Here is a 23,025-nt window from a genome sequence, read left to right as displayed (position 1 = left end):
GATCATAAATTTTGAAAGCCGTTGCAGTTTTTTAAAGAAAACCATAGCTATGTGAACCCAAGAATTGGGCCGTCCTACTCTTTTTCTATGTTTCTATGTGGTTAGTTTTTTTTTAATATTAATTGAAGTTTTATTAATTAAATTCGACGAGTTGAAATTATTTTTTCAATTCCAATAAAACGATGTCGAATTCAGAATCAATACTTACTTTTCCATTCGAAACAATTGCTTCTTTTCCGGAATAGGCATCTCTGACTTTAGTTCCATCTTTAAAAACAGAACCTACCGCAAGTTCTTTGGTACCAATCGCTAAATCCAATCCAACCACCACCGCATCTGAATAATTCTCTTTAGAGAATGTTCTGGAAAAAGTATAGGGTTGAGCCGAAATTTGCTTATGAATCCCTGCTCCAACGGCTGGATGATTTCTTCTGAACTGCCCTAATTTTTGCCAATGCAACAGCGTTTTTTGGGTTGCAGGATTTGATTTTATGGCTTCCCAATTCATGAACGAACGCAAGGTAGCATCGCCTTGTGTTCCCTCGATTATTAAGGAACGAGCGCTTTCATCCCCATAATACACTTGAGAAAGTCCGGGGCTCAGTAATAATTTGGTTCCGCTTTCTATAGTTTTGGTGCGATTTCCATCAAAAGGTCCGCCATCATCATGAGATGACAAATAATTCAAAACGCTATATCCTTTCAAGTCATTATTCAGCTTGTTTGAATATTTGGAGAATATAAATTCATAGTCTTTTTGCGCATCCCATTTAAATTCAAAATTGATCATGTTGTTGAAACCATTTTTGAAATAGTTTATTTTTTTGTCTCCAAAATCAAAATCTTGTCCGCCACTGATACCATAATTGTACACTTCAGCAATCGTGTAAAAAGGGTTGTTGTCTAAAACCTTTGTTGGATTGTTTTTCTTCCAAGTTTCAAAAGCATAATCACATTGGGTTTTAAAATCGGCCCAAACGGTTTCCTCTGTATGCTTTACGGTGTCGCCCCTGTACCCGTCAATTCCGTAATCTGCAATATAATCAGTTAGCCATTTGATGATGTAGTATTTTGGCGCTTTTGGATATCCCGTACGAGCAAAAAAGGCATCCAGTTCTTTCATTTCTTGTTCGTAACGGCCTTCTTTTTTCCATTTTTCGATTAAAAAAGGAGGCAGCGCTACAGCTTGATTGCTTTCTGTTTTTATATCCGGAAGATTAGAAACCAATGTGCAAGCGGTTGTGTTTTCAAACGATTTGTAATCACAATTGGGTCCTGTTCTCACCCAATCATTTGGCCAAACGGTATCTTCGGAGGTTACGGGACCGGTATGATTGATCACGCCATCAAGAATGATTCGGATTCCGTGCGCGTGTGCTTTTTGAACTAATGCAGCCAAATCTTCTTTTGTTCCAAAGTTAGGATCTAAGTTCGTCCAGTCTCTAGCCCAATATCCATGAAAGGCATAACTCAAACCCGTTCCTTCATCAACGGCATCGTGTATTTGCTCCACTATTGGTGTAAACCAAATAGCATTTATTCCTAATTTATCAAAATAACCTTCGTCAATTTTTTGAGAAATCCCTTTGATGTCGCCACCTTCAAAACCACGAAGTTTTCCTGTTGTTTTGGTTCTGTTGAAGTTTATGTCATTTGAAGCGTCACCATTATTAAAACGGTCGGTCATTAGAAAATAAACATTCGCACCTTCCCAAACGAAAGGTGTTTTGTTACTATCGGCAACCGTTTGTGTACTGGAGCAACTACTTATGATTGTCATGGTGAATAATAAAAGTGGGATTAAATATTTTTTCATTTTTTTAGCATTGAATGATTGATTTTTCTTGAAACCGATGAGAATTACAAGTTCATGTAAGTGAGTATAAATTACCTAATTGGTTCAAATTACTTTAGTTCTAAAATCAAAACCGATTTAGGTTCTATTGTAATTTTGTTTGTAACGTCAAAGGTAAGTTCAGAAATAACATCTTTTCCGGTTTTAAAATCTTTGATGTTTTCTCTAAAACGATTTGTGTTTACTGTTTTGGTTTCAGTACTATTGTTCATCAAAACCATAATTGTTTCATTTGTATTGTATCTGAAATAAACGTAAATGTTATTCTCCGGAATGTAATGTGTCATTTTTCCAAAATGTACCGCCGCTTTCGTTTTCCTCCAGTTAAATAATTTAGAAGTAAAATTAAAATAGTCATTCTGTCCCGAAGTTCTTCCTTCTTTGACGAAAGCATTGTTTTTATCGCCTTCCCAACCGCCAGGAAAATCTTTACGAATGTCCGCATCTCCTTTGTTTTTATCGCCAGCCATTCCTATCTCGCTTCCGTAATATAACTGTGGAATTCCACGCACGGTAGCCATAAGAGTCATTGCCATTTTGTATTTTCTAATGTCGTTTTCGTAGGTTTGATTGAAACGATTGGTGTCGTGATTTTCTACAAAAATCAACATATTATTGATATTTGGATACAGAAAATCATTCGTAAAATTGTCATACAATTTCACCATTCCTTTATCCCAAGTCCCTTCGTCTTCGTTAAAAACTTTGCTGGTTGCCTCATACAAGGTGAAATCCATTACACTTGGCAAATACGAGTTGTAATTTTGTATTTCAGCAATTTTACTGTCTTTTTGCCAATATGCCATTTGGGCTTGACTTTGCATCCAAACTTCCCCTACAATATTAAAATTTGGGTATTCATTCGAAATGGATTTTGTCCATTTTGCAATTCCTTTTGGGTCGGAATAATTGTAGGTGTCAACTCTGAAACCATCCAAATCAGCGTATTCAATCCACCAAATTGCATTTTGAATCAAGTACTTTAAAGTCAAAGGATTCTTCAAATTTAAATCGGGCATCGTTGGAACAAACCAACCGTCAATCGTTATTTTTTTGTCAATTTCAGATGCATTAATGTCATGGATAACGGTTCTTTTATGATTGGTTTGTGTAAAAGTATCAAATTGATTAATCCATTCCTTTGTAGGTAAATCTTTCATCATCCAATGTTCAATTCCCCAGTGATTCGTGACGTAATCCATCACCAGTTTCAGGTCTCTTTTGTGCATTTCAGAAGCCAACCGAACATAATCGTCATTTGTTCCATAACGCGGATCTATTTTATATACATCAGATTGACCGTACGTATGATATGAATAAGCAGCATCATTATCCTCATTAAGTGGCGTGGTCCATATCGTTGTAGCTCCTAACGATGCTATGTAATCCAAGTTTTTTATAATTCCTTCAATATCGCCACCGTGTCTTCCTCCCGGTAATTCTCTATTGTATTTTTCTTGGGTAGCATTTTCACTATCGTTGTTTCTGTTTCCATTGGCAAAACGATCCGGCATCAATAAATACATCATGTCCGAAGAGTCAAAGCTTTTGCGTTGCGCGGAATTTGCTCTTCTTTGCTGCAAAGAATATTTTTGTGTAAACGTTTTTTTGTTGTTGTTTTTAAAAGTAAACACGAAATCAGAGGCCGAAACTTTTTTAGTATCAATGGTGACAAAAATGTAGTTGGGATTTTCCGTTCTTTCAACACTGGTTATTTTTATGCCGTTAGAAACCGTAACTTGGTATTGAGAAATGTCTTTACCGTAAAAAAGAATCTGCAGTTCTGGATTTTGCATTTCTGCATACCAAAAAGGCGGTTCCACTTTGTCGATTTGAGCGTGTAAGGTTACAGACATAAAAAAAAGAAATAAGGTTATTTTTTTTAGAAAACTCCTATTTTGGAAAGGTAAAGAAATAATTTTATTCATGGTGAAATACATTAATTTCATTAAATTTTAATGAGGATTATAAAAAAAGCAGTGCTGTTTCATCGAATTATGTACGGGATGATTCCAATAAGAATCAGTGTCATATAAACAATCCCAATGTGTATTGGGATTGTATTTTACTTATGAAAATCTGGATCAATTGACAGCATTAACGGTACGTTTTAACAATCGTGTCTAAACGGTAGCTAGACTTTCTGGCGTTACCAAAACGGATTTTCCGTTTACTACGATTGCCAATTTGGTATCGCCAATAATTGAGAATGTAGTTTCCTTATGATTGATTGCTACTTTCAAAATTTGGTTTCTAAAATTAATCTTAAACGAATAGCCTTCCCATTCTTTTGGGATTTTTGGAGAAAAATGAAGTGTATCCTCTTTAATTCTCATTCCTCCAAAACCTTCTACTATACTCATCCAAGTTCCGGCCATAGATGTAATATGACAGCCTTCTTCCACTTCTTTGTTGTAATCATCAAGATCCAGACGCGAAGTTCTTAAATAGAATGTGTATGCCATATCCATTTTGTCTAATAGTGCCGCCTGAATTGAATGTACACAAGGCGAAAGCGAACTTTCATGAACCGTAAAAGATTCGTAAAATTCAAAATTGTTTTTTAATTCTTCTTTCGAAAAATGATCTTCAAAGAAATAAAAACACTGCAAAACATCAGCCTGTTTGATATACGGTGAACGCAAAATTCTATCCCAAGACCATTTTTGATTGATTGGTCTTTGGCTTTTATCCAAATCAGCTACGCGAACCAATTCTTTGTCCAAGAAACCGTCTTGTTGCAAGTACACATTATGTTCTTCAGAGAAAGGGAAATACATATTGTCCGAAACTTTTTTCCAAGACTGTAATTCGGAATCCGTGATTTTTACTTTTTCGGTAATTCTTTTGTGATCCGTAGGATATTCCAGTGACACTTTTTGAATTTGTTCGTAGGTATATTCCAGACACCATTTTGCAATATAATTAGTGTAAAAATTATTGTTTACGTTGTTCTCATATTCGTTTGGACCGGTAACTCCAAGAATTACATATTGGTTCAAATTAGTTGAATAATTCGCTCTTTGATGCCAGAAACGTGCAATTGCAATTAATACTTCCAGTCCTTTTTCAGGAATGTAGCTGTAGTCGCCAGTGTATCTGTAAAAGTTATAAATGGCAAATGCGATGGCTCCGTTTCTATGAATTTCTTCAAAAGTAATTTCCCATTCGTTATGGCATTCCTCGCCGTTCATCGTTACCATTGGATATAAAGCAGCGCCATTAGTAAATCCTAATTTAGCGGCATTTTCAATGGCTTTGTCCAATTGATTGTAGCGGTACGTCAATAAGTTTCTGGCTACTTCCTGATCTTTGGTCGCCATGTAAAAAGGAATGCAATAGGCTTCGGTATCCCAATACGTAGATCCACCGTATTTTTCTCCGGTAAATCCTTTAGGGCCAATATTCAAACGGGAATCTTTTCCTAAATAGGTTTGGTTCAACTGAAAAATATTGAAACGAATTCCTTGTTGCGCTTTCACGTCACCGTCAATCGTAATATCTGACATTTCCCAAATTTTTGCCCAAGCATCAATTTGGTCCTGCAACATCTGATCATACCCTAATGCTAGAGCGGATTGAATTACTTTCTCAGCAGCGGTAACGGTATTTTCATGGTTTAAGGAAACCGTGTAACCACCAATTTTTTGGATCGATGATTTTTGGCCTTGCCCCACAATTACATCATAACTGAATTGAATTTTATCAGCAGTTGCATCAATATTAGAAGGAGAAATAGCCGTTTTTTCACCATTATTCAAAATGCTGTTGTGCATGAATGTGGTTACTTTAAAATGTGTTTTAAATGTTTGTGCCGTTACAAAGGCTTCATTTCCTGACTTTTTTACATCAAGTGGTTCCCAGAATTTTTCTTCCCAGTTAGCATCTTCATTTGTTACGCCAGCATCGATATATGGTTTGTAAACTATTTTTGAATCTTTGTTCAAAGGTGTGATTTCGTAATTAATCACGCCCACCTCGTCTAGGTTCAAAGAAAGGAAGCGACGTACACTCACGGAAATTTCCGTTCCGTTTTTCAAAGTAGCTTCAAAAGAGCGGTTGTACCAACCTTCTTTCATATTCAATTCACGGCGAAAATTATTGACTGCTGAACAGGTATTCAAATCGAATTTTTCACCATTTATTTCAATGTCAATTCCAATCCAATTTGGAGCATTTAAAACCTTGGCGAAATATTCCGGATATCCGTTTTTCCACCAACCCACTTTAGTCTTGTCAGGATAATAGATGCCGGCAATGTAACTTCCCTGAAAGGTCTCTCCGGTGTATGTTTCTTCAAAATTAGCACGTTGTCCCATAGCACCGTTTCCAATGCTGAACAGACTTTCAGATGATTTCACACACTCGGCATCAAATCCTTCTTCTATGATAGACCAATTGTCTGGTTTTATATAATCTTGATTCATTCTTTTCTAATTTAAAAAATTCAATGATTAAAAAATTCAAAGATTGTAGTGGGTTGCATACAGTCTGTTCCTTTTTTGCTTTTTTGAATCTCGTTTTTTTATTCTTTTATTAATTCTTCTATAAAGTGGGTATCGATCGCTGTAAAATCTTTAAAGATGTGTTTTGCTTCGTGCAAAGTGTTTGCATCACCTATTCCTATACTGGTCATATTACCAATATTTGCCGCTTGAACTCCCGCTACTGAATCTTCAAATACTATTGAGTTTTCGGGAGTAGCATTCAGTAATTTAGCAGCCATCAGGAATACTTCGGGGTCTGGTTTAGCATTCGTTACATCATTTCCGTCTACAACCGCGTCAAAATACGAGAGTAGTCCTGTTTTTTCCAGAATAGGTCTGGCGTTTTTACTGGCAGAACCCAATGCGATAGGTTGGTTATTTTCTTTTAAAAATTGTAAAATTGAAAATACTCCCGGAAGAATTTCGCTTTCATCCATATCAACTAAATAGGATAAATAGTCTTCATTTTTTTGAACTAACCATCGGTCTTTATCTTCTTGTAAAGCTTCCACTTTTCCTAATTCTAATATGATATCCAAAGAGCGCACGCGGCTTACTCCTTTTAATAATTCATTATGTTCGTGTGTAAATTCGATATTTAATTCATTTGCGATTTTTTGCCACGCTAAATAATGGTATTTAGCCGTGTCAACAATCACCCCGTCCAGGTCGAATATAAATGCTTTTTTAGTCATTGATTGTAATTTTCGATTCATCATTAATTGTAAGTGCAATTATTCCGGCAAGAATCATTGAAAAGCCGCCTATTAGCAGCGCATAAATTGGTTCACTGTTAAAAAATTGAGAGACCAAAAACCCTAAAATCGAGGCGGCAACTAATTGTGGGATAACAATGAAAAAGTTAAAAACCCCCATATAATATCCCATTTTATTTGATGGCAACGCTCCGGAAAGCATCGCATAAGGAATAGATAAAATACTAGCCCAAGCAATTCCAATTCCAATCATTGGCAACCATTCCATATTAAAAGTGCTGGGATCTTTTATAAAATAAATAGAAATAAGTCCTAGTCCTCCTAATGTTAATGCCAAGAAGTGAGTAAATTTTCTGCTGGTTATTTTTGCTAATAAAGGAAGCAAGAAAGCGGCTAGTGCGGCAATCAGATTGTAATTTGCAAACATTTCTCCAACCTGATTTGCACCCGTATTGTAGGCTGCTGAAGTAGTGTCTGTTGTGCCGTAAATATGTTGTGTAACGGCCAAAGTGGTATAAATCCACATTGAAAAAAGGGCGAACCAAGAGAAGAATTGAACCCAGGCCAATTGTTTCATGATTTTTGGCATGAACTGAAAATCATTCATAATGGTAACAAAACCATTTTCGGTATTATTTGCTTTTTGCATTAATCCCGAAATAATCATAGCCAGACCACCCAATGCGATTAAACCAAGGGCCAGTACATATAAGTCTTTCTTTAATTCAAAATGGAAAATGGCAAAAGCAAATAGTATTCCAATGGCAAAGAAGATCAACCCTTTGTTTAAGTGTGATTTGCCGTTATTTTGGTACCATTCCGTAGAATAGTTTTCTTTTTCAAAGGTGTCTTTTTTATGGTTTTCAAATGCTGCCAGTTCTTCAGGAGAATATTCTTTGGATGTAATTACCGTCCATAGGACTGCAATTAGGAAAGCAACTCCACCAATATAAAAGGAGTATTTTACAGAATCAGGAATGATTCCCAGCGGAGCGGTATTTTCAACACCGAAATGTGTCAAAATTAACGGTAATTTCGAAGCAAAATAAGCGCCAATTCCTATAAAAAAACTTTGCATCGCAAATCCCATGGTGCGTTGCTTTTCTGGAAGGTTATCGCCTACAAAGGCACGAAACGGCTCCATGGAAACATTGATTGACGCATCCATAATCCATAACATTCCTGCCGCAAACCATAAAACGGGTGAATTGGGCATGATGAATAAGGCTGCGGAAGCAAAAATAGCACCCGCTAAAAAATAAGGTTTTCTTCTACCTAATTTTGTCCAGGTTCTATCGCTGAAATAACCAATTATGGGTTGAATGATTAAACCTGTCATTGGCGCGGCAACCCACAAAATGGGAATGTCGTCAATGTCTGCGCCTAAAGTTTGAAATATACGGCTAACATTAGAATTTTGCAGCGCAAAACCCATTTGAATCCCCAGAAATCCAAAACTCATGTTCCAGATTTGCCAGAAACTTAATCTACGCTTTTCCATTATCGTAATTTAAAAAATTAAACGATAAGCGCTATGCTTATCAAAACTCATCTTGTTTTCGAAGTAGAAGTTAAGGTTTGATGTCGTAAATATAAAAATATATTTTAAACTAACGTTTTTCGCAAACAAATAATAAGAAACATTTTTCACTACAAGGTTGTAGTGCTGAATCTAATACGGGATGGACTACTTAGATCAATTAGATTTTTAGTGTTCTTAGATTTTTTAGTCTACAAAATTGATAATTTGACTGAAAATAAATATTTTTAAAAGTCCTCATTCTCTTTATAAATTTAAAAATTTAATTTGTAGACTCTCTTTCTATCAAATGCGTTTCAATAACTTCGGTTTTATAATTTTCGTCTTCTTCATCTTCTTCAGATTCGAGTCGTTCAATTAGCATTTTTGCCGCTTTATTTCCCATTTTTATTCCGTTTTGACTTACTGTAGTAATTGTAGGTGTTGAATATTTTGAAATAATACCATCGGTAAAAGCAATAACAGCTAAATCTCTAGGGACATTGAGACCTACTTTGTTGGCGGTTTTAATTATTGTTACTGCGAACAATTCATTTACCGCAAAAACGGCGTCAATAGCTTTGTCTTCTAATAATTTTCCAATGGTAATTTCGCACGTATCAACATCTTCTATTTTGATTATTAGATTTTCATTGAAAGGAATATCATTATCCAGCAGCGCTTTAATATAGCCGTCAGTACGGAGTTTGCCGACGCTCACGTAATCAACCGTAGTCACTAGTGCGATTTTTTTCCGTCCTTTATCAATTAAACTTTGAACCGCTTCATACGCTGCGGATTGATCGTCAATAATTACTTTGTCGCAAAGAATATCATTGGTAACACGATCAAACATCACGACAGGCATTCCTTGATTGATGACTTCAATGATGTGGTGAAAATCGCCTCTGAATTGGGTTTCTTTGGAAAGAGACATAATGAAACCATCAATACTACCGTTAGCCAGCATTTCCATGTTAAGAACTTCTTTGTCAAAAGAATCGTCAGATAAGCAGATGATTACGCTGTATCCATTTTCATTGGCCACATGTTCGATTCCGTTAATCACTGTAGAGAAGAAATGATGGACAATTTCAGGGATAATAATTCCTATAGTTTTTGTTTTGCGATTTTTTAGGCTCAACGCAATATTGTTCGGTTTGTAATTGTAGAATTTGGCAAACGCCTGTACTTTAAGTCTGGTTTCTTCACCAATCTCGAGGCTGTTTCTTAATGATTTGGAAACTGTGGAAATGGATACATCTAATTCTTTTGCAATTTGTTTAAGTGTGATTTTCCTTTTCATGGTAAGATGTGGTAAAAATTTTATTTCGTAATAAAGATAAAATTTAATTTTACAAATGGTAATTAAAGGGATAAAAATTTAAATAAATCAGAAAGTTTTCAACACTATTACGTTTTCGTAACTCAATTAAAAAGGGCTGTTGTCGGAGGTGACAAAATTTACATAAATTTAACATTCGAAGTAATGGTTAAGGTTTAGAATTCAACAAAGACTTAAATTAATTTAAACAAAAAGTATGAAAACAATTTATAAAAAGTTGTTAATGTTATTGCTGCTACTCCCTTTTAGTATTCTGGCTCAGAATACTGTTGGTGGGACTGTTCTTGATAAAACATCAGGACAGCCTATTCCGGGTGTAAATGTAAATGTACAAGGTTCCGCTAATGGTGTTTCTACTGATTTTGATGGGAAATATCAGTTGTCCAATGTGAAAAGAGGCGACAAAATCGTTTTCTCATACATCGGTTACACGAATACTGTTGTGGATTATGTTGCTCAAAATTCATTAAATGTATCTTTACAAGAAGATGCAAATCAATTGCAAGAAGTGATAATTCAAGTAGGTTACGGTACTGTTAAGAAGAAAGATGCAACAGGAGCTGTAACCGTATTGACTACAAAAGATTTTAATAAAGGACCTGTAACGTCCGCGGATCAAATGATCCAAGGAAAAGTAGCAGGATTGCAGATCATCAATGGAGGCGGATCCCCAGGTGAAGGGGCAACTATTAGAATTAGAAGTGGATCTTCTTTATCTGCTAACAACGATCCTTTGTATGTGATTGATGGTGTGCCAGTCGCGGCTGGAGGAGTAGAAGGAGGTAGGAATCCATTGACAACTATCAATCAAAATAACATCGAATCTATATCTGTTTTGAAAGATGCTTCGGCAACTGCAATTTATGGTTCTCGTGCTTCAAATGGGGTAATTATTATTACTACTAAAAGAGGTAAAGCAGGTGAGATGAAAGTAAATTATAACGGAAATTTTCAAGTATCTGAAATAGTGGATAAAGTGGATGCTTTGTCAAGTACGCAATTTAGAGCTTTTGTCAATTCAAATGGGACACCAGCTCAACAAGCTTTGATGGGCACTGCAGATACCGATTGGCAAAAGGAGATATTTAGAACGGCTATAGGTACTGATCACAACATTGCATTAAGTGGTGGAATGGATAATATAGTGTACAGAGCTTCTGTAGGATATACTAATTTGAATGGTATATTGAAAAGAGATAACTTAGAAAGATCAACTTTAGGGGTAAATGTTACGGGAAATTTCCTAGATAATCATTTGAAAATTGAGGTAAATAATAATACGTCTTTGTTAAAGAATAATTACAGTAATCGTGGTGCGATTGGCGCAGCTATTAGTTATGATCCTACGCAAAGAATCACAAGAGCATCTGACGGTAATTATTACGAATGGTATTCCATCAATAACGGTAAGGAAGAACTAAATCAATTGGCTGGTAGAAATCCACTATCATTAATTGAGCAACAAAATAACTACGGAACTTCATACAGAAGCATTGGAAATATTCAAACAGAGTATAAACTACACTTCTTGCCAGAGTTGAAAGCAGTAGCTAATTTTGGTTATGATGAACTAAGAGGTAGATCTTATGGTAATACGGATGCTAAGTATTTAAATGGAGTTCCAGGATCTGGATTCAATAATACGTATGAAAATACAAATTCAAGATTCAATAAATTAATGGATCTGTATTTGAATTATAACAAAATAGTAGAGTCGATTAATACTGTTTTTGATGTAACTGGAGGGTATTCATATCAAGATTTTAGAGATACAAATGGTGGTTCTTCTTATAATTTTGAAAATAAAACAACTGTTGATGTGGTGTCATTCCCATCACGTGTAAACTTGCAGTCCTTTTTTGCCAGAACTAATATTTCAATAGCTGATAAATATTTATTAACCTTGTCTTACAGACGTGATGGTACTTCAAGATTTACGGAATCGAATCGTTGGGCAAATTTCCCAGCAGTGGCTGTGGGGTGGAAACTAAACGAAGAGAAGTTTTTGAAAGATGTGGCTAGTGTATCTACCTTAAAAATTAGAGGAGGATGGGGAGTAACTGGACAACAAGACATTGGAGTAAGTTATCCTTCCATTCCATTGTATTTGGTATCTAACAGCGCTGCACAATATCAGTTTGGAAATACATTTTACAATACATTTAGACCACAACCTTATAACAGTAACCTGAAATGGGAAGAGACAACGACCGCTAATGTGGGTCTTGATTATGGTTTTTTAAACAACAGAATCAATGGTAGTGTTGATTTGTATCAGAGAACTACAAAAGATCTGTTATTGTACACACAAAATCCGTCTTTCTTTGGATTTTCTAATTATGACAATTATAACATTGGAACAATAGAAAATAAAGGAATCGAATTGGCTGCCGAGGTAATGCCTTTTAAAACGGAAAATTTTGAATGGAGTTTAGGAGGAAATATAACGTTTCAAGATTCTAAAATCACTAAATTAACAACAGTTTTGGACAACACACCCGGCATTAATGTCGGTGGTTATGCGGGAGCTACTGGAAATACCATACAAAATCACCAGGTGGGTTATTCTCCTAATTCTTATTATGTATATGAACAAGCCTACGGAGCTGATGCAAAACCTATTGATGGTGTCTACATTGACAGAAACCAAGATGGTCTTATTACAGAGCAAGACAAATACCGTTTTCATAAGCCAGCTGCTGATGTTTTTTACGGTTTGAATACTAGTGTAGTATATAAAAACTTTGATATGGCAATGACTTGGAGAGGATCTTGGGGTAATTACAATTACAACAATGTAGATTCTAGTAAAGGTTCTTACCAAAATATATTGATAAGAGAAACGGATTTGTCTAATGGTGTTGCCAATCTTTTAGAAACTGGATTTACAAGTCAGGATACAAAAAGATTCGAATCGGATTACTACATTCAGGATGCTTCATTTATAAGATTAGACAATATAAGTGTTGGCTATACTTTTAATCAAAAAGCAAATGCTACTTCGTTAGTTAAACTAACATTAGCAGCTCAAAATGTTTTGTTGTTTACGGATTATACCGGTATAGATCCTGAAATTTCGGGTGGTATTGATAATAATTTATACCCAAGACCAATTACCTTTACGTTAGGTTTAAACGTTAATTTCTAATACAAATAACAAGAAAATGAAAAAGACAAAAATAAAATTATTGGGTATTTCTTTGTTACTGTTGCTGATGGTATTCCCATCCTGTACAGATGATTTGAACCAAGCCCCAGAGAGTGTCAATGCCATTCCAGGAGAACAGTTTTTTAGCACCCCGGAATCGTACAAACAAAATCTAGCTAAATTATATGCAGGATTTGCCACTTCAGGTCAAAGTGCAGCCGGATCTCCAGATATCTCCGGAATTGACGAGGGCGAAAGTCAATATATTAGGGGATTTTGGTTAATGCAAGAATTGACGACTGATGAAGCAGTTATTGGATGGAATGATGGAACTATAAAAGACCTACATTCACAAACATGGACTTCTTTGGACCGTTTTGTCACAGCTACTTTTGCACGGTTCTCTTTTCAAATTGTAAACTGTAATGAGTTTTTAAGACAAACGACAGATGAAAAATTAGCCTCTAGAGGTCTTGACGCTGCTTTGATAGCGGAGATCAAAACCTACAGAGCTGAGGCTCGTTTCTTAAGAGCATTGACGTATTGGCACTTAATCGATATGTTTGGTGGTGGATCTTTAGTCACTGAAAATTCTCCAAGCACATTCTTTTACCCGGAATATGCTACAAGAGCAGAATTGTACAAATTTGTCGATGAGGAATTAACAGCAATTTCTAGTGAACTGAAAGCACCAAAAGCAAATGAAGCGTATCGTGTAGATCAAGCTGCGGCTTGGATGCTACAGGCTAAATTGTACATGAATGCTAAGGTATATATTGGAACGGATAATTACACAGGTGCAGTTCCATTAATCACTAAAGTGATTGGATCAGGATATGCTTTGCATACCAATTACAACCAATTGTTTTTTGCTGACAATGACAAGAACGGTGCTCAAAACGAATTCATATTTGCTATAGGTTTTGATGGTATTCACACCCAAACATATGGAGGAACAACTTTCTTAACACATGCTCCGGTAGGAGGAAGTATGAATGCAAGTGAATTTGGAATTAATGGTGGATGGGCTGGAATCAGAACTACTGCTGCCTTTGTCGATAAATTTGCACCCAATACAACAGATACTCGTGGGAAGTTTTACACCAACGGGCAAACGAAAGAAATCAAAAACATCGGATCTTTTACCGATGGATATGCAATTCAGAAATTTAGAAATGTTGATGTGAATGGGAAACAAGGCTCAGATAAAGCAGGGAATTTCTCTGACTCTGATTTTCCAATTTTCCGTTTAGCGGATGCTTACTTAATGTATGCTGAATGTGCTGTTAGAGGAGCGGGCGGAACATTGCCAACTGCCGCAACGTATGTGAACGCATTGCGTACGAGAGCGAAAGGACCTACGGTTACTCAAGGGGATTTAACCTTAAATTTTATTCTTGATGAAAGAGCTAGAGAGTTGCACTGGGAAGGACAAAGAAGAACGGATTTAATTCGTTTTGGTAAATTTTCTGGCGGTAGCTACTTATGGCCTTTCAAAGGTGGATCTGCCGGTGGATCTCCAACGCAAGCGTTTAGAGATTTGTTTCCAATTCCTGCTACAGCGTTAGCATCAAATAATAAATTACGACAAAACCCAGGATATTAAATAATTTAAAAAATTAATAAAAATGAAAAATATAACTAAATCAATAATTGCTTTATTTGCCGTAGTTGCTTTGTCTTGTAGCGTTGAAGATGTTCAGGACAGACCTGTTATCGAAGGAATAGATTCTCCAATGTTGACTGCTCCAACCGCTGGTGCTGGGTATGTGTTAAAACCAGAAAACGCCACTGCACAAGCAGAACGTTTTACTTGGAAATCGGCTAATTTTGGCGGAGCCGTTCAAGTAAATTATGTAGTTGAAATGGATAAAAAAGGAAATGAATTTAAAACTCCTAAAGAAATAGGAAGTGCATTACCTTCGGAAAATCAAGTTTCTGTTTCTGTAGAGTCTATGAACGGAGCTGCACTGGTATTAAAAGCGACTCCTTTTTCTCCAATTGAATTTGAAGTGAGAGTAAAAGCAACTGCTGGAACTTTACCTGCCATGTATTCTAGTGTAATAGGGATTGTTGTTACAGCTTATACCACAGAAAATCCTAAATTATGGGTTCCTGGTGGTTATGCTGCTGCTTCAGGATATCCTAAAGATTGGGATCCCGCTACATCTCCACAACTTTCTGCTTCAGGATTTGGTAAAGTAGATTTTGAAGGATATATTAATTTTAATAATGCAAACGCCGAATATAAATTTACAAGCTTTCCAGAATGGAAAGGTGAATATGGTGCTGGAGCAACTCCGGGAACTTTAGATCCGAAGGGAGCTAATTTTAAAATTCCAACTGCTGGTTATTATCAAATTGTAGTTGACACGGAGAAATTAACATACAAAGCTACAGCAACTGTCTGGGGAATCATTGGAGATGGAACTCCTGGAGGATGGGATAATAGTACTGCTATGACTTACAACAAAACTACTAAAGTATGGACTCTTACTGCTAATCTTACTCAAAAAGAGATGAAATTTAGAGCAAACAATGCTTGGGACATAAATTATGGTGATAAAGGTGCTGATGGAATTTTAGAATTGAATAGCGATAACATCAAAGTTCCTTCTGCTGGAAATTACACCATTACCTTAGATTTAAGTTCACCTAGAAATTACAAATATTCGCTTACAAAAAATTAGTATTTTTTTACTGTTAGAAGGGCTATCTTATGGATAGCCCTTTTTTTATAAAACCAAATAGCTATGAAAAAAACTATACTTTTATTATTAATATTCTGGTCATTAGTCTCTTCGGCCCAGCAACAAACCGTAACCAGCACTGTAAGTCCTAACCCTTTTGAAGAAACAACATCGATTACGATTACTATTAGCGGAAGTTCTGTAGACGAAGCTGCTTGGGGAATTTCTGATCATTCTTTGTATCTCTGGGCTTGGTCTTATGATACGAATGATGCAAACAGCTTAGATTGCCCTGCAAATGGTTCATGGACAGCGTCTAATGAAGCTAATAAGTTAGTTTACACCGCAGGTGCAGATATCTATAGAATTACGTTTACCCCAAATGCTTTTTATAATAGAACTGGAATCGGTAGAATTGGTTTTCTAATTAAAGCAAAGGATGGAACGGGAGATAAAAAATCCCAAGACAATTTTGTTGAAGTTGGAGCATATCAAGTTAACCTTACAGCACCTGCGGAAAATAGCGCAACTATAATTGCTTCAGGTGGAAGTTTAAGTATTGCTGCTAACAATACGGGTGGAAATGCGAGCTATGTATTGAAAGCAAACGGAAATAATATAAATACCAATACAAGTACATCCAATTATAGTTATAACCATACAAATATTACCGGGAATCAAAATTACGAATTGCAGGTGACTCAGGGAACAACTGTAATTACTAAAAAATTCAATGCAATTGTTAATCCGGGTACTATCAATGAATCGATGTCTGCTGGATTATTGGACGGAATCAATTACAATACAGCTGATGCGACAAAAGCAACTTTAGTGCTGGATGCGCCGTTCAAAGATTTTGTATATGTATCAGGGAGTTTCAACAACTATCAACCTACAGGTTCTTTTGCGATGAAAAAGGACCCTGCTTCAGGCAAGTTTTGGTTAGAATTAACTGGATTGGTTTCGGGAACCAATTACACGTATCAGTATTGGGTAGTTGATGCAACGCCTATTGCAGGCACGCCTTCTTTAGTAAAAACTGCCGATCCGTATTCCACATTGGTTTTGTCTCCTTTTGATGATCCGGGAATTTCATCTGTAAATTATCCTAATCTCCCAGTGTATCCTGCAGGTCAGGAACGTGAAGTTACGGTATTACAAACTGGGCAAACGGCTTACGTTTGGAGCGTGGCAACGACTAATTTTATTAAACCGGCTAAAGAAAAACTGGTAGTTTATGAACTGCTCGTGCGTGATTTTGATGCTAACAGAAGTTATCAGGACTTAATTAATAAAATTGACTATTTTAAAAATTTAAAAATAAATGCGATTGAGTTGATGCCAGTAATGGAGTTTGAAGGTAATGAAAGTTGGGGATACAATACCTCTTTTCACATGGCTTTAGACAAATTTTATGGTACTTCTGACAAGTTAAAAGAGTTTATTGATTTGTGCCATCAAAACGGAATTGCCGTTATTCTTGATGTTGCGTTGAATCATGCTTTTGGCAGAAATCCAATGATTCGTATGTGGATGAATGATGCTGACGGCGATGGTTGGGGTTCTCCTTCTGTTGAAAATCCGTATTTCAATACCACGGCTATGCACAGTTATAGTGTAGGAGAGGATTTTAATCATCAACAAACCAGAACACAAAACTATGTGCAGCGTGTCATTAAACAATGGGTAGAGGAATATAAAATTGATGGTTTCCGTTGGGATTTAACCAAAGGATTTACTCAAAATTGTCCAGGAAACGTAGCCGGAGGACAAGAAGCCTGTACAGGAGTTAAACAACAGGACAGAGTGGATGTATTGCGAAAGTATGCCGATTATTCTTGGAGTTTAGATCCAAATCATTATGCTATTTTTGAACATTTAGGGAATGATGATGAAGAACAGCTTTGGGCTAATTACAGACTCAATGAAACACCAAGCAAAGGAATTATGATGTGGGGAATAATGACCAATCAATACAATGAATTGTCTATGGGTTACACCGCAAATATTTCTCGCATGAATAGTTCTAGCAGAGGTTTTGCCGCTCACAGGCTGCTGGGTTATGCCGAAAGTCATGATGAAGAACGACTGATGTATAAAAATTTGCAATTTGGGAATACTTCTAATCCTGCGCATAACGTAAAAACATTAAATGTTGCGTTATCTCGAATGTCAGCGGTTGGAGCTGTTTCTTTATTGGTTCCAGGACCAAAGATGATCTGGCATTTTGGCGAATTAGGTTGGGAAAATTCTATTTTTGCCTGTAATAATGGAACGGTAAATACTTCGTCAGATGCAACAGCGGGCGATTGTAAATTAGATACCAAACAACAACCACAATGGGTCAATAATTGGCTTGGAGACACCAATAGAAGTAAAATTTACAACGATTGGTCCAAAATGATTACGATGAAATCTGTAGAACCAGTTTTTTCAGGAACTGCAATCATCTCCAATTCAAGTTCATTATATCCAAATATCCAAATTACTAATAGTGCTTTGGCGTCAAGCCAACTTAAAGATGTTTTGATAATAGCCAATTTCAATGTAACTACCCAAAATGTAGCTACTGGATTTCCATACGCAGGAACTTGGTATAACTTGATGGATAATACATCGATTACCGTTAATAATGTAAATGATCCAATAACAATTGCGGCAGGTGATTACCGTATCTACGGTAACAAAACAGCTTCTTTGGCAATAGCAGATTTCGAAAAGTCACCAACGATTGTTTTGTATCCAAATCCTGCATCTAATTATTTTACGTTGAATGAAACGATGTCTAAAGTGCAGATTTTCTCTATCACAGGACAATTAATAAAAAGTTTTGATTCAAATCAATCTGCGGGCTATCAATTTTCGGTTAATGATTTGAACCAAGGTCTTTACATTGTGAAAACATTTGATGAAAATAATGGAATGAAGGTACTGAAATTGTTGAAAAATTAAGAATACGTTGAATTAGTGAAAAAACGGCTGTCCCTAAAAAGACAGCCGTTTTTGTATAAAAAAACTGCTCCAGAAATGAAGCAGTTTTTCAACAACAAACTAAAACTAAAAACTAAATTTTACCTTCTTTGATTTCATCTACAATTTCAGGATTCAACAAGGTTGACGTATCGCCAAAATTAGAATAATCACCTTCAGCAATCTTACGCAGAATCCTACGCATGATTTTTCCGGAACGGGTTTTTGGTAAACCGGAAACAAACTGGATTTTGTCAAGCTTGGCAATTGGTCCAATATGATCGGATATGTGTTGGTTGATCTCTTTACTTAAGTTTTCTCGATCGCGATATTCTCCGGTTTCTTTTAAAATTACAAAACCGTACAACGCATTTCCTTTGATATCATGCGGGAAACCTACAATGGCTGATTCTGCAACTGCAGGATGCTCATTGATGGCGTCTTCTATAGGTGCCGTTCCCAAATTGTGTCCGGAAACGATAACTACGTCGTCTACACGACCAGTGATTCTGTAATACCCAACTTCGTCACGTAAAGCGCCGTCGCCAGTGAAATATTTACCTGGAAAGGTAGAAAAATACGTTTCTTTATATCGTTGGTGATCGCCCCAAATGGATCTTGCAATTCCCGGCCACGGAAATTTAATACACAAACTTCCGGTTACCTGATTGCCTTCAATTTCGTTACGTTTTTCGTCCATCAAAACGGGTTGGATTCCTGGTAAAGGTAACGAAGCATACGTTGGTTTTGTTGGGGTTACAAAGGCAATTGGCGAAATCATAATTCCTCCGGTTTCTGTTTGCCACCATGTATCCACCACAGGACATTTTTTATCGCCTACGTGGTTGTTGTACCAGTGCCAAGCTTCCTCGTTGATTGGTTCTCCTACTGATCCAATTACTTTTAAAGAAGTCAATTGGTACCTTTGCACGTATTCGATGCTTTCTTTAGCCAAGGCTCTAATCGCTGTTGGCGCCGTGTAAAACTGGGTAACTTTATGCTTTTCGATGGTTTGCCAAAATCGACTGAAGTCAGGATAAGACGGAACGCCTTCGAAAATTACCGTCGTAGCTCCATTCAATAACGGCCCGTAAAGAATATAAGAATGTCCGGTAATCCAGCCAATATCAGCGGTACACCAGAAAATATCATTGTCTTCATAATTAAAAACGTTCTTAAACGTATACGCAGAATACACCATATAACCCGCCGTAGTGTGCACCATTCCTTTTGGTTTTCCTGTTGAACCGGAAGTATAAAGGATGAATAGAGGATCTTCGGCATCCATAATTTCAGCGACATTATTATCCGAAGCTTGGTCTAAAAGAGGCTGCAACCATTGGTCACGACCTTCTTTCATATTGATAGTTGAGTTGATTCTTTTGGCCACTAAAACGTTCTTTACACAAGGACAATTCGATAAGGCTTCGTCTACGATACTTTTTAAATCGATGGTTTTGTTGCCACGATATCCACCATCAGAGGTGATGACCATTTTGCATTCGCTGTCGTTGATTCTTGCTGCTACCGCCGAAGCAGAAAATCCTGCAAAAACAACCGAGTGGATTGCTCCAATTCTGGCGCAGGCCAAAGTGGTAATCGCTAATTCAGGAATCATTGGTAAATAAATACAAACGCGATCTCCCTTTTGTATGCCTTGTCCTTTTAAGACGTTTGCCATTTTGCAAACGCGTTCGTATAATTCATTGTAAGTGATGTGTAATGCTTGCTCTGTTGGGTCATTTGGTTCAAAAATGATAGCTGTTTTATCTCCTTTTTTAGCAAGATGCCTGTCGATGCAGTTCTTTACAATGTTTACTTTAGCATTGGTAAACCATTTTATTTCGGCTTCAGCCATATTGAAATCAACGACTTTGTCCCATTGCTGATACCATGTAAAATTCTCAGCGGCTACTTTGTCCCAAAATTTTCTAGGCTCACGAACTGATTTTTTGTAATGTTTAAAGTACTCTTCTAAATTATTTATTTTATAGTAACTCATGATTTTGGTAAATTTTAAATATTATAAACGCCTATTTTATACTTTTGTAATGTTGCAATGATTTCTTCCACAATAGATTCGTCATCAATGGTGGACGGAATTTGGAATTCGGCACCATCTGTAATGCTGCGCATCAGTTTTCGAAGGATTTTCCCCGAACGTGTTTTTGGTAATCGCTGTACAAGTACTACATTTCGTAACGAAGCAACAGCCCCAATTTGCTGACGAACAAGTTTAATAATTTCTTGTTCCAATTGATAATGTTCGATTTCATCTCCTGATTTGGTTACCACCAAAGCCAAAGGAATTTGGCCTTTTAACTCATCGTGAATCCCAATAACGGCGCATTCAGCAACAGAGTGGTGAGAAGCAACAACTTCCTCCATTTCAGCAGTTGACAATCGATGTCCCGCTACATTTATGACATCATCCGTTCTTCCAGTGATGAAAATATAACCGTCTTCATCTTTATAACCACCATCACCAGACAAATAATAACCATCAAATTTGCTGAAATAACCGGCTTTGAAACGCGCTTCGTTTTCCCAAATTCCCAACATATTTCCCGGAGGTAATGGTAGTTTTACGACAACCAAACCTTCTTCATTTGCATTTAATTCGTCACCATTTTCATTGAAAATCCGAATATCATATCCGCAAACTGCTTTTGTGGCAGAACCGGATTTCACCGGCATTTTTTCAATACCAAGAGAATTAGCAATCATCGGCCAGCCTGATTCTGTTTGCCACCAATGGTCAATTACGGGAATAGGAATGTGTTGTTGGTACCATTCCAGCGTAGCATTATCACAACGTTCTCCCGCTAAAAATTGATTTTTAAGCGCGCTTAAATCATATTGTTTGATGAATTCTCCGTCAGGATCTTCTTTTTTTATAGCTCTGATGGCGGTTGGAGCCGTAAACATGGTACCCACTTTATGTTCTGAAATTATTCTCCAAAACGTACTCGCATCTGGAGTTTTTATCGGTTTACCTTCAAAAATTATGGTTGTATTTCGGTTTAATAGCGGTCCGTAAAGAATATAGCTGTGACCCACTGCCCAACCCATATCCGAAGCCGCCCAAAAAGTCTCATCTTCTTTTACATTGTAAATGTATTTCATCGAAAACTTTAAAGCCACCGCGTATCCACCGGTATCTCTTACAATTCCTTTTGGTTTTCCCGTAGTTCCGGATGTGTACAAAATATACAGCGGATGATTCGAATTCACAGGAACACAAGGCGTTTCTTCGGAACCATAAACCAAGGCATCATAATCTACGTCGTATTTCTTAAACGGAATTCGGGCGCCTAATTTTCTGTTGAAAACGATTACTTTTTTTGGTCGGTGTAAAGCAAGTTCAATTGCTTGATCGACCAAAGGTTTGTAAGCAATTAAACGATCGACTTCAATTCCTGAAGAAGCGGTGATAATCGCTCTAGGTTTACAATCGTCAATTCTGATAGCCAATTCATTTGGTGCAAAACCTCCAAAAACAACCGAATGAATCACGCCAATTCTCGCACAAGCCAACATCGCAAATGCAGTTTGAGGAATCATTGGCATATAAATTATAGCGGTGTCGCCTTTTTTTAATCCCAGCAATTGCATACCTCCTGCGAGTTTTGCCACTTCGGTTTTTACTTCTGAAAAAGTGTATTTTTTCACGGTTTGTGTCACCGGAGAATCGTAGATAAAAGCGACCTGATCTCCACAACCATCTTGAATGTGTTTATCTAACGCAAGGTAACAAATGTTCAATTCTCCATCTTTGTACCAAAGCGGATATCCATTTTCGTCTTTTGACAAAATCGTTTCCGGTTTGTTGTACCACTCAATTGCATCAGCCTGTTCTGCCCAGAATTTTTCTGGGTGCTCAATGCTGTCCTCATAAATTTCCTTGTATGTCATTGTGTTGAATTTGTTTCTTATTGCATTAATTCCTGAACTTGATCGACCAGTTTTTTAACTGAAAAGGGCTTCACAACATATAAATTGGCGCCTAATGAAAGTCCTTTTTCAATATCTTTTTCCTTGTTTTTTGCCGAAAGGAAAATAACCTTGCAATGCCTCAGTCGTTCGTCTTTTTTTATTTGTTCCAATGTGGCAAAACCGTCCACCATGGGCATCATAACGTCCAGAATGATCACATCCGGCAGCTGTTTTTTTAAAATATCCAGTGCTTCCTGACCGTCACGCGCTATGAAAACTTCAAAATTGTTCTTTTTGAAAGTATATTCCAGTGACATTACAATGTTTGGTTCGTCATCTACAATTAAAATCTTTTTCAT

The 23,025-nt window shown here is 36.7% G+C and carries 13 protein-coding genes; 4 read left to right on the top strand and 9 right to left on the bottom strand.

Features of this window, described 5'->3' with window-relative positions; translation table 11 throughout:
* Positions 1-157: 157 nt before the first annotated feature.
* The 6 genes from ACP7AT_RS11825 to ACP7AT_RS11800 all read right to left on the bottom strand — a co-directional run bounded on the left by ACP7AT_RS11825 (position 158) and on the right by ACP7AT_RS11800 (position 9,883).
* A complete protein-coding gene (locus ACP7AT_RS11825) occupies positions 158-1,816 on the bottom strand; it encodes an alpha-amylase family glycosyl hydrolase (protein WP_426064519.1) in 1,659 nt (552 codons plus the stop codon).
* 89 nt (positions 1,817-1,905) lie between these two features.
* Positions 1,906-3,711 carry a glycoside hydrolase family 13 protein gene (locus tag ACP7AT_RS11820; protein WP_426064518.1) on the bottom strand — a complete coding sequence of 602 codons (1,806 nt, stop codon included), beginning with the start codon at positions 3,709-3,711 and terminating at the stop codon, positions 1,906-1,908.
* A 267-nt stretch (positions 3,712-3,978) separates the two neighbouring features.
* Positions 3,979-6,282: a glycoside hydrolase family 65 protein gene (locus ACP7AT_RS11815; RefSeq protein ID WP_426064517.1), complete on the bottom strand. Its 2,304-nt coding sequence runs from the start codon at positions 6,280-6,282 to the stop codon at positions 3,979-3,981.
* A gap of 98 nt (positions 6,283-6,380) precedes the next feature.
* Positions 6,381-7,037 carry a beta-phosphoglucomutase gene (gene pgmB / locus ACP7AT_RS11810; protein WP_426064516.1) on the bottom strand — a complete coding sequence of 219 codons (657 nt, stop codon included), beginning with the start codon at positions 7,035-7,037 and terminating at the stop codon, positions 6,381-6,383.
* Positions 7,030-8,559 carry an MFS transporter gene (locus tag ACP7AT_RS11805; RefSeq protein WP_426064515.1) on the bottom strand — a complete coding sequence of 510 codons (1,530 nt, stop codon included), beginning with the start codon at positions 8,557-8,559 and terminating at the stop codon, positions 7,030-7,032. Before ACP7AT_RS11805 ends, pgmB begins: the two co-directional genes overlap by 8 nt.
* A gap of 301 nt (positions 8,560-8,860) precedes the next feature.
* Complete coding sequence (locus ACP7AT_RS11800) at positions 8,861-9,883, bottom strand: LacI family DNA-binding transcriptional regulator (RefSeq protein ID WP_426064514.1); 1,023 nt, start codon at positions 9,881-9,883, stop codon at positions 8,861-8,863.
* A gap of 235 nt (positions 9,884-10,118) precedes the next feature.
* Here ACP7AT_RS11800 and ACP7AT_RS11795 point away from each other — a divergent pair, with 235 nt between their 5' ends.
* From ACP7AT_RS11795 to ACP7AT_RS11780, 4 genes are all read left to right on the top strand, one after another.
* Positions 10,119-13,070 carry a SusC/RagA family TonB-linked outer membrane protein gene (locus ACP7AT_RS11795; RefSeq protein ID WP_426064513.1) on the top strand — a complete coding sequence of 984 codons (2,952 nt, stop codon included), beginning with the start codon at positions 10,119-10,121 and terminating at the stop codon, positions 13,068-13,070.
* Between the two features lie 16 nt (positions 13,071-13,086).
* Entirely contained in the window at positions 13,087-14,676 is a 1,590-nt protein-coding gene (locus ACP7AT_RS11790) for a RagB/SusD family nutrient uptake outer membrane protein (protein WP_426064512.1), read from the top strand.
* A 22-nt stretch (positions 14,677-14,698) separates the two neighbouring features.
* Entirely contained in the window at positions 14,699-15,760 is a 1,062-nt protein-coding gene (locus tag ACP7AT_RS11785; protein ID WP_426064511.1) for a SusE domain-containing protein, read from the top strand.
* 63 nt (positions 15,761-15,823) lie between these two features.
* Complete coding sequence (locus tag ACP7AT_RS11780) at positions 15,824-18,712, top strand: alpha-amylase family glycosyl hydrolase (protein ID WP_426064510.1); 2,889 nt, start codon at positions 15,824-15,826, stop codon at positions 18,710-18,712.
* 112 nt (positions 18,713-18,824) lie between these two features.
* Here ACP7AT_RS11780 and acs read toward each other — a convergent pair whose 3' ends face one another.
* From acs to ACP7AT_RS11765, 3 genes are read right to left on the bottom strand one after another with little or no spacing between them, the layout of a single operon-like run.
* The gene (gene acs, locus ACP7AT_RS11775; protein WP_426064509.1) at positions 18,825-20,732 is read right to left on the bottom strand and encodes an acetate--CoA ligase; all 1,908 of its coding nucleotides are present in this window, start codon (positions 20,730-20,732) and stop codon (positions 18,825-18,827) included.
* Positions 20,733-20,746: 14 nt separating this feature from the next.
* Positions 20,747-22,645 (bottom strand): acetate--CoA ligase, encoded by a 1,899-nt coding sequence (locus ACP7AT_RS11770; protein ID WP_426064508.1) that lies wholly within the window; start codon positions 22,643-22,645, stop codon positions 20,747-20,749.
* A 17-nt stretch (positions 22,646-22,662) separates the two neighbouring features.
* Positions 22,663-23,025 (bottom strand): response regulator transcription factor, encoded by a 363-nt coding sequence (locus ACP7AT_RS11765; protein ID WP_426064507.1) that lies wholly within the window; start codon positions 23,023-23,025, stop codon positions 22,663-22,665.

This window comes from Flavobacterium sp. DSP2-3-1, from assembly GCF_049896865.1.
GTDB lineage: Bacteria > Bacteroidota > Bacteroidia > Flavobacteriales > Flavobacteriaceae > Flavobacterium.
Note: the sequence above shows the minus strand (reverse complement) of the source record. Positions and strands in the feature narration are given on the sequence as shown.

Excerpts from the sequence above, each read along its gene's own strand:
- ACP7AT_RS11780 (WP_426064510.1), top strand. The coding sequence starts at position 15,824 with ATGAAAAAAACTATACTTTTATTATTAATATTCTGGTCATTAGTCTCT.
- ACP7AT_RS11795 (WP_426064513.1), top strand. The coding sequence starts at position 10,119 with ATGAAAACAATTTATAAAAAGTTGTTAATGTTATTGCTGCTACTCCCT.
- ACP7AT_RS11820 (WP_426064518.1), bottom strand. The coding sequence starts at position 3,711 with ATGTCTGTAACCTTACACGCTCAAATCGACAAAGTGGAACCGCCTTTT.
- ACP7AT_RS11765 (WP_426064507.1), bottom strand. The coding sequence starts at position 23,025 with ATGAAAAAGATTTTAATTGTAGATGACGAACCAAACATTGTAATGTCA.
- pgmB (WP_426064516.1), bottom strand. The coding sequence starts at position 7,037 with ATGACTAAAAAAGCATTTATATTCGACCTGGACGGGGTGATTGTTGAC.
- ACP7AT_RS11790 (WP_426064512.1), top strand. The coding sequence starts at position 13,087 with ATGAAAAAGACAAAAATAAAATTATTGGGTATTTCTTTGTTACTGTTG.
- acs (WP_426064509.1), bottom strand. The coding sequence starts at position 20,732 with ATGAGTTACTATAAAATAAATAATTTAGAAGAGTACTTTAAACATTAC.
- ACP7AT_RS11825 (WP_426064519.1), bottom strand. The coding sequence starts at position 1,816 with ATGAAAAAATATTTAATCCCACTTTTATTATTCACCATGACAATCATA.
- ACP7AT_RS11815 (WP_426064517.1), bottom strand. The coding sequence starts at position 6,282 with ATGAATCAAGATTATATAAAACCAGACAATTGGTCTATCATAGAAGAA.
- ACP7AT_RS11770 (WP_426064508.1), bottom strand. The coding sequence starts at position 22,645 with ATGACATACAAGGAAATTTATGAGGACAGCATTGAGCACCCAGAAAAA.
- ACP7AT_RS11805 (WP_426064515.1), bottom strand. The coding sequence starts at position 8,559 with ATGGAAAAGCGTAGATTAAGTTTCTGGCAAATCTGGAACATGAGTTTT.
- ACP7AT_RS11800 (WP_426064514.1), bottom strand. The coding sequence starts at position 9,883 with ATGAAAAGGAAAATCACACTTAAACAAATTGCAAAAGAATTAGATGTA.
- ACP7AT_RS11785 (WP_426064511.1), top strand. The coding sequence starts at position 14,699 with ATGAAAAATATAACTAAATCAATAATTGCTTTATTTGCCGTAGTTGCT.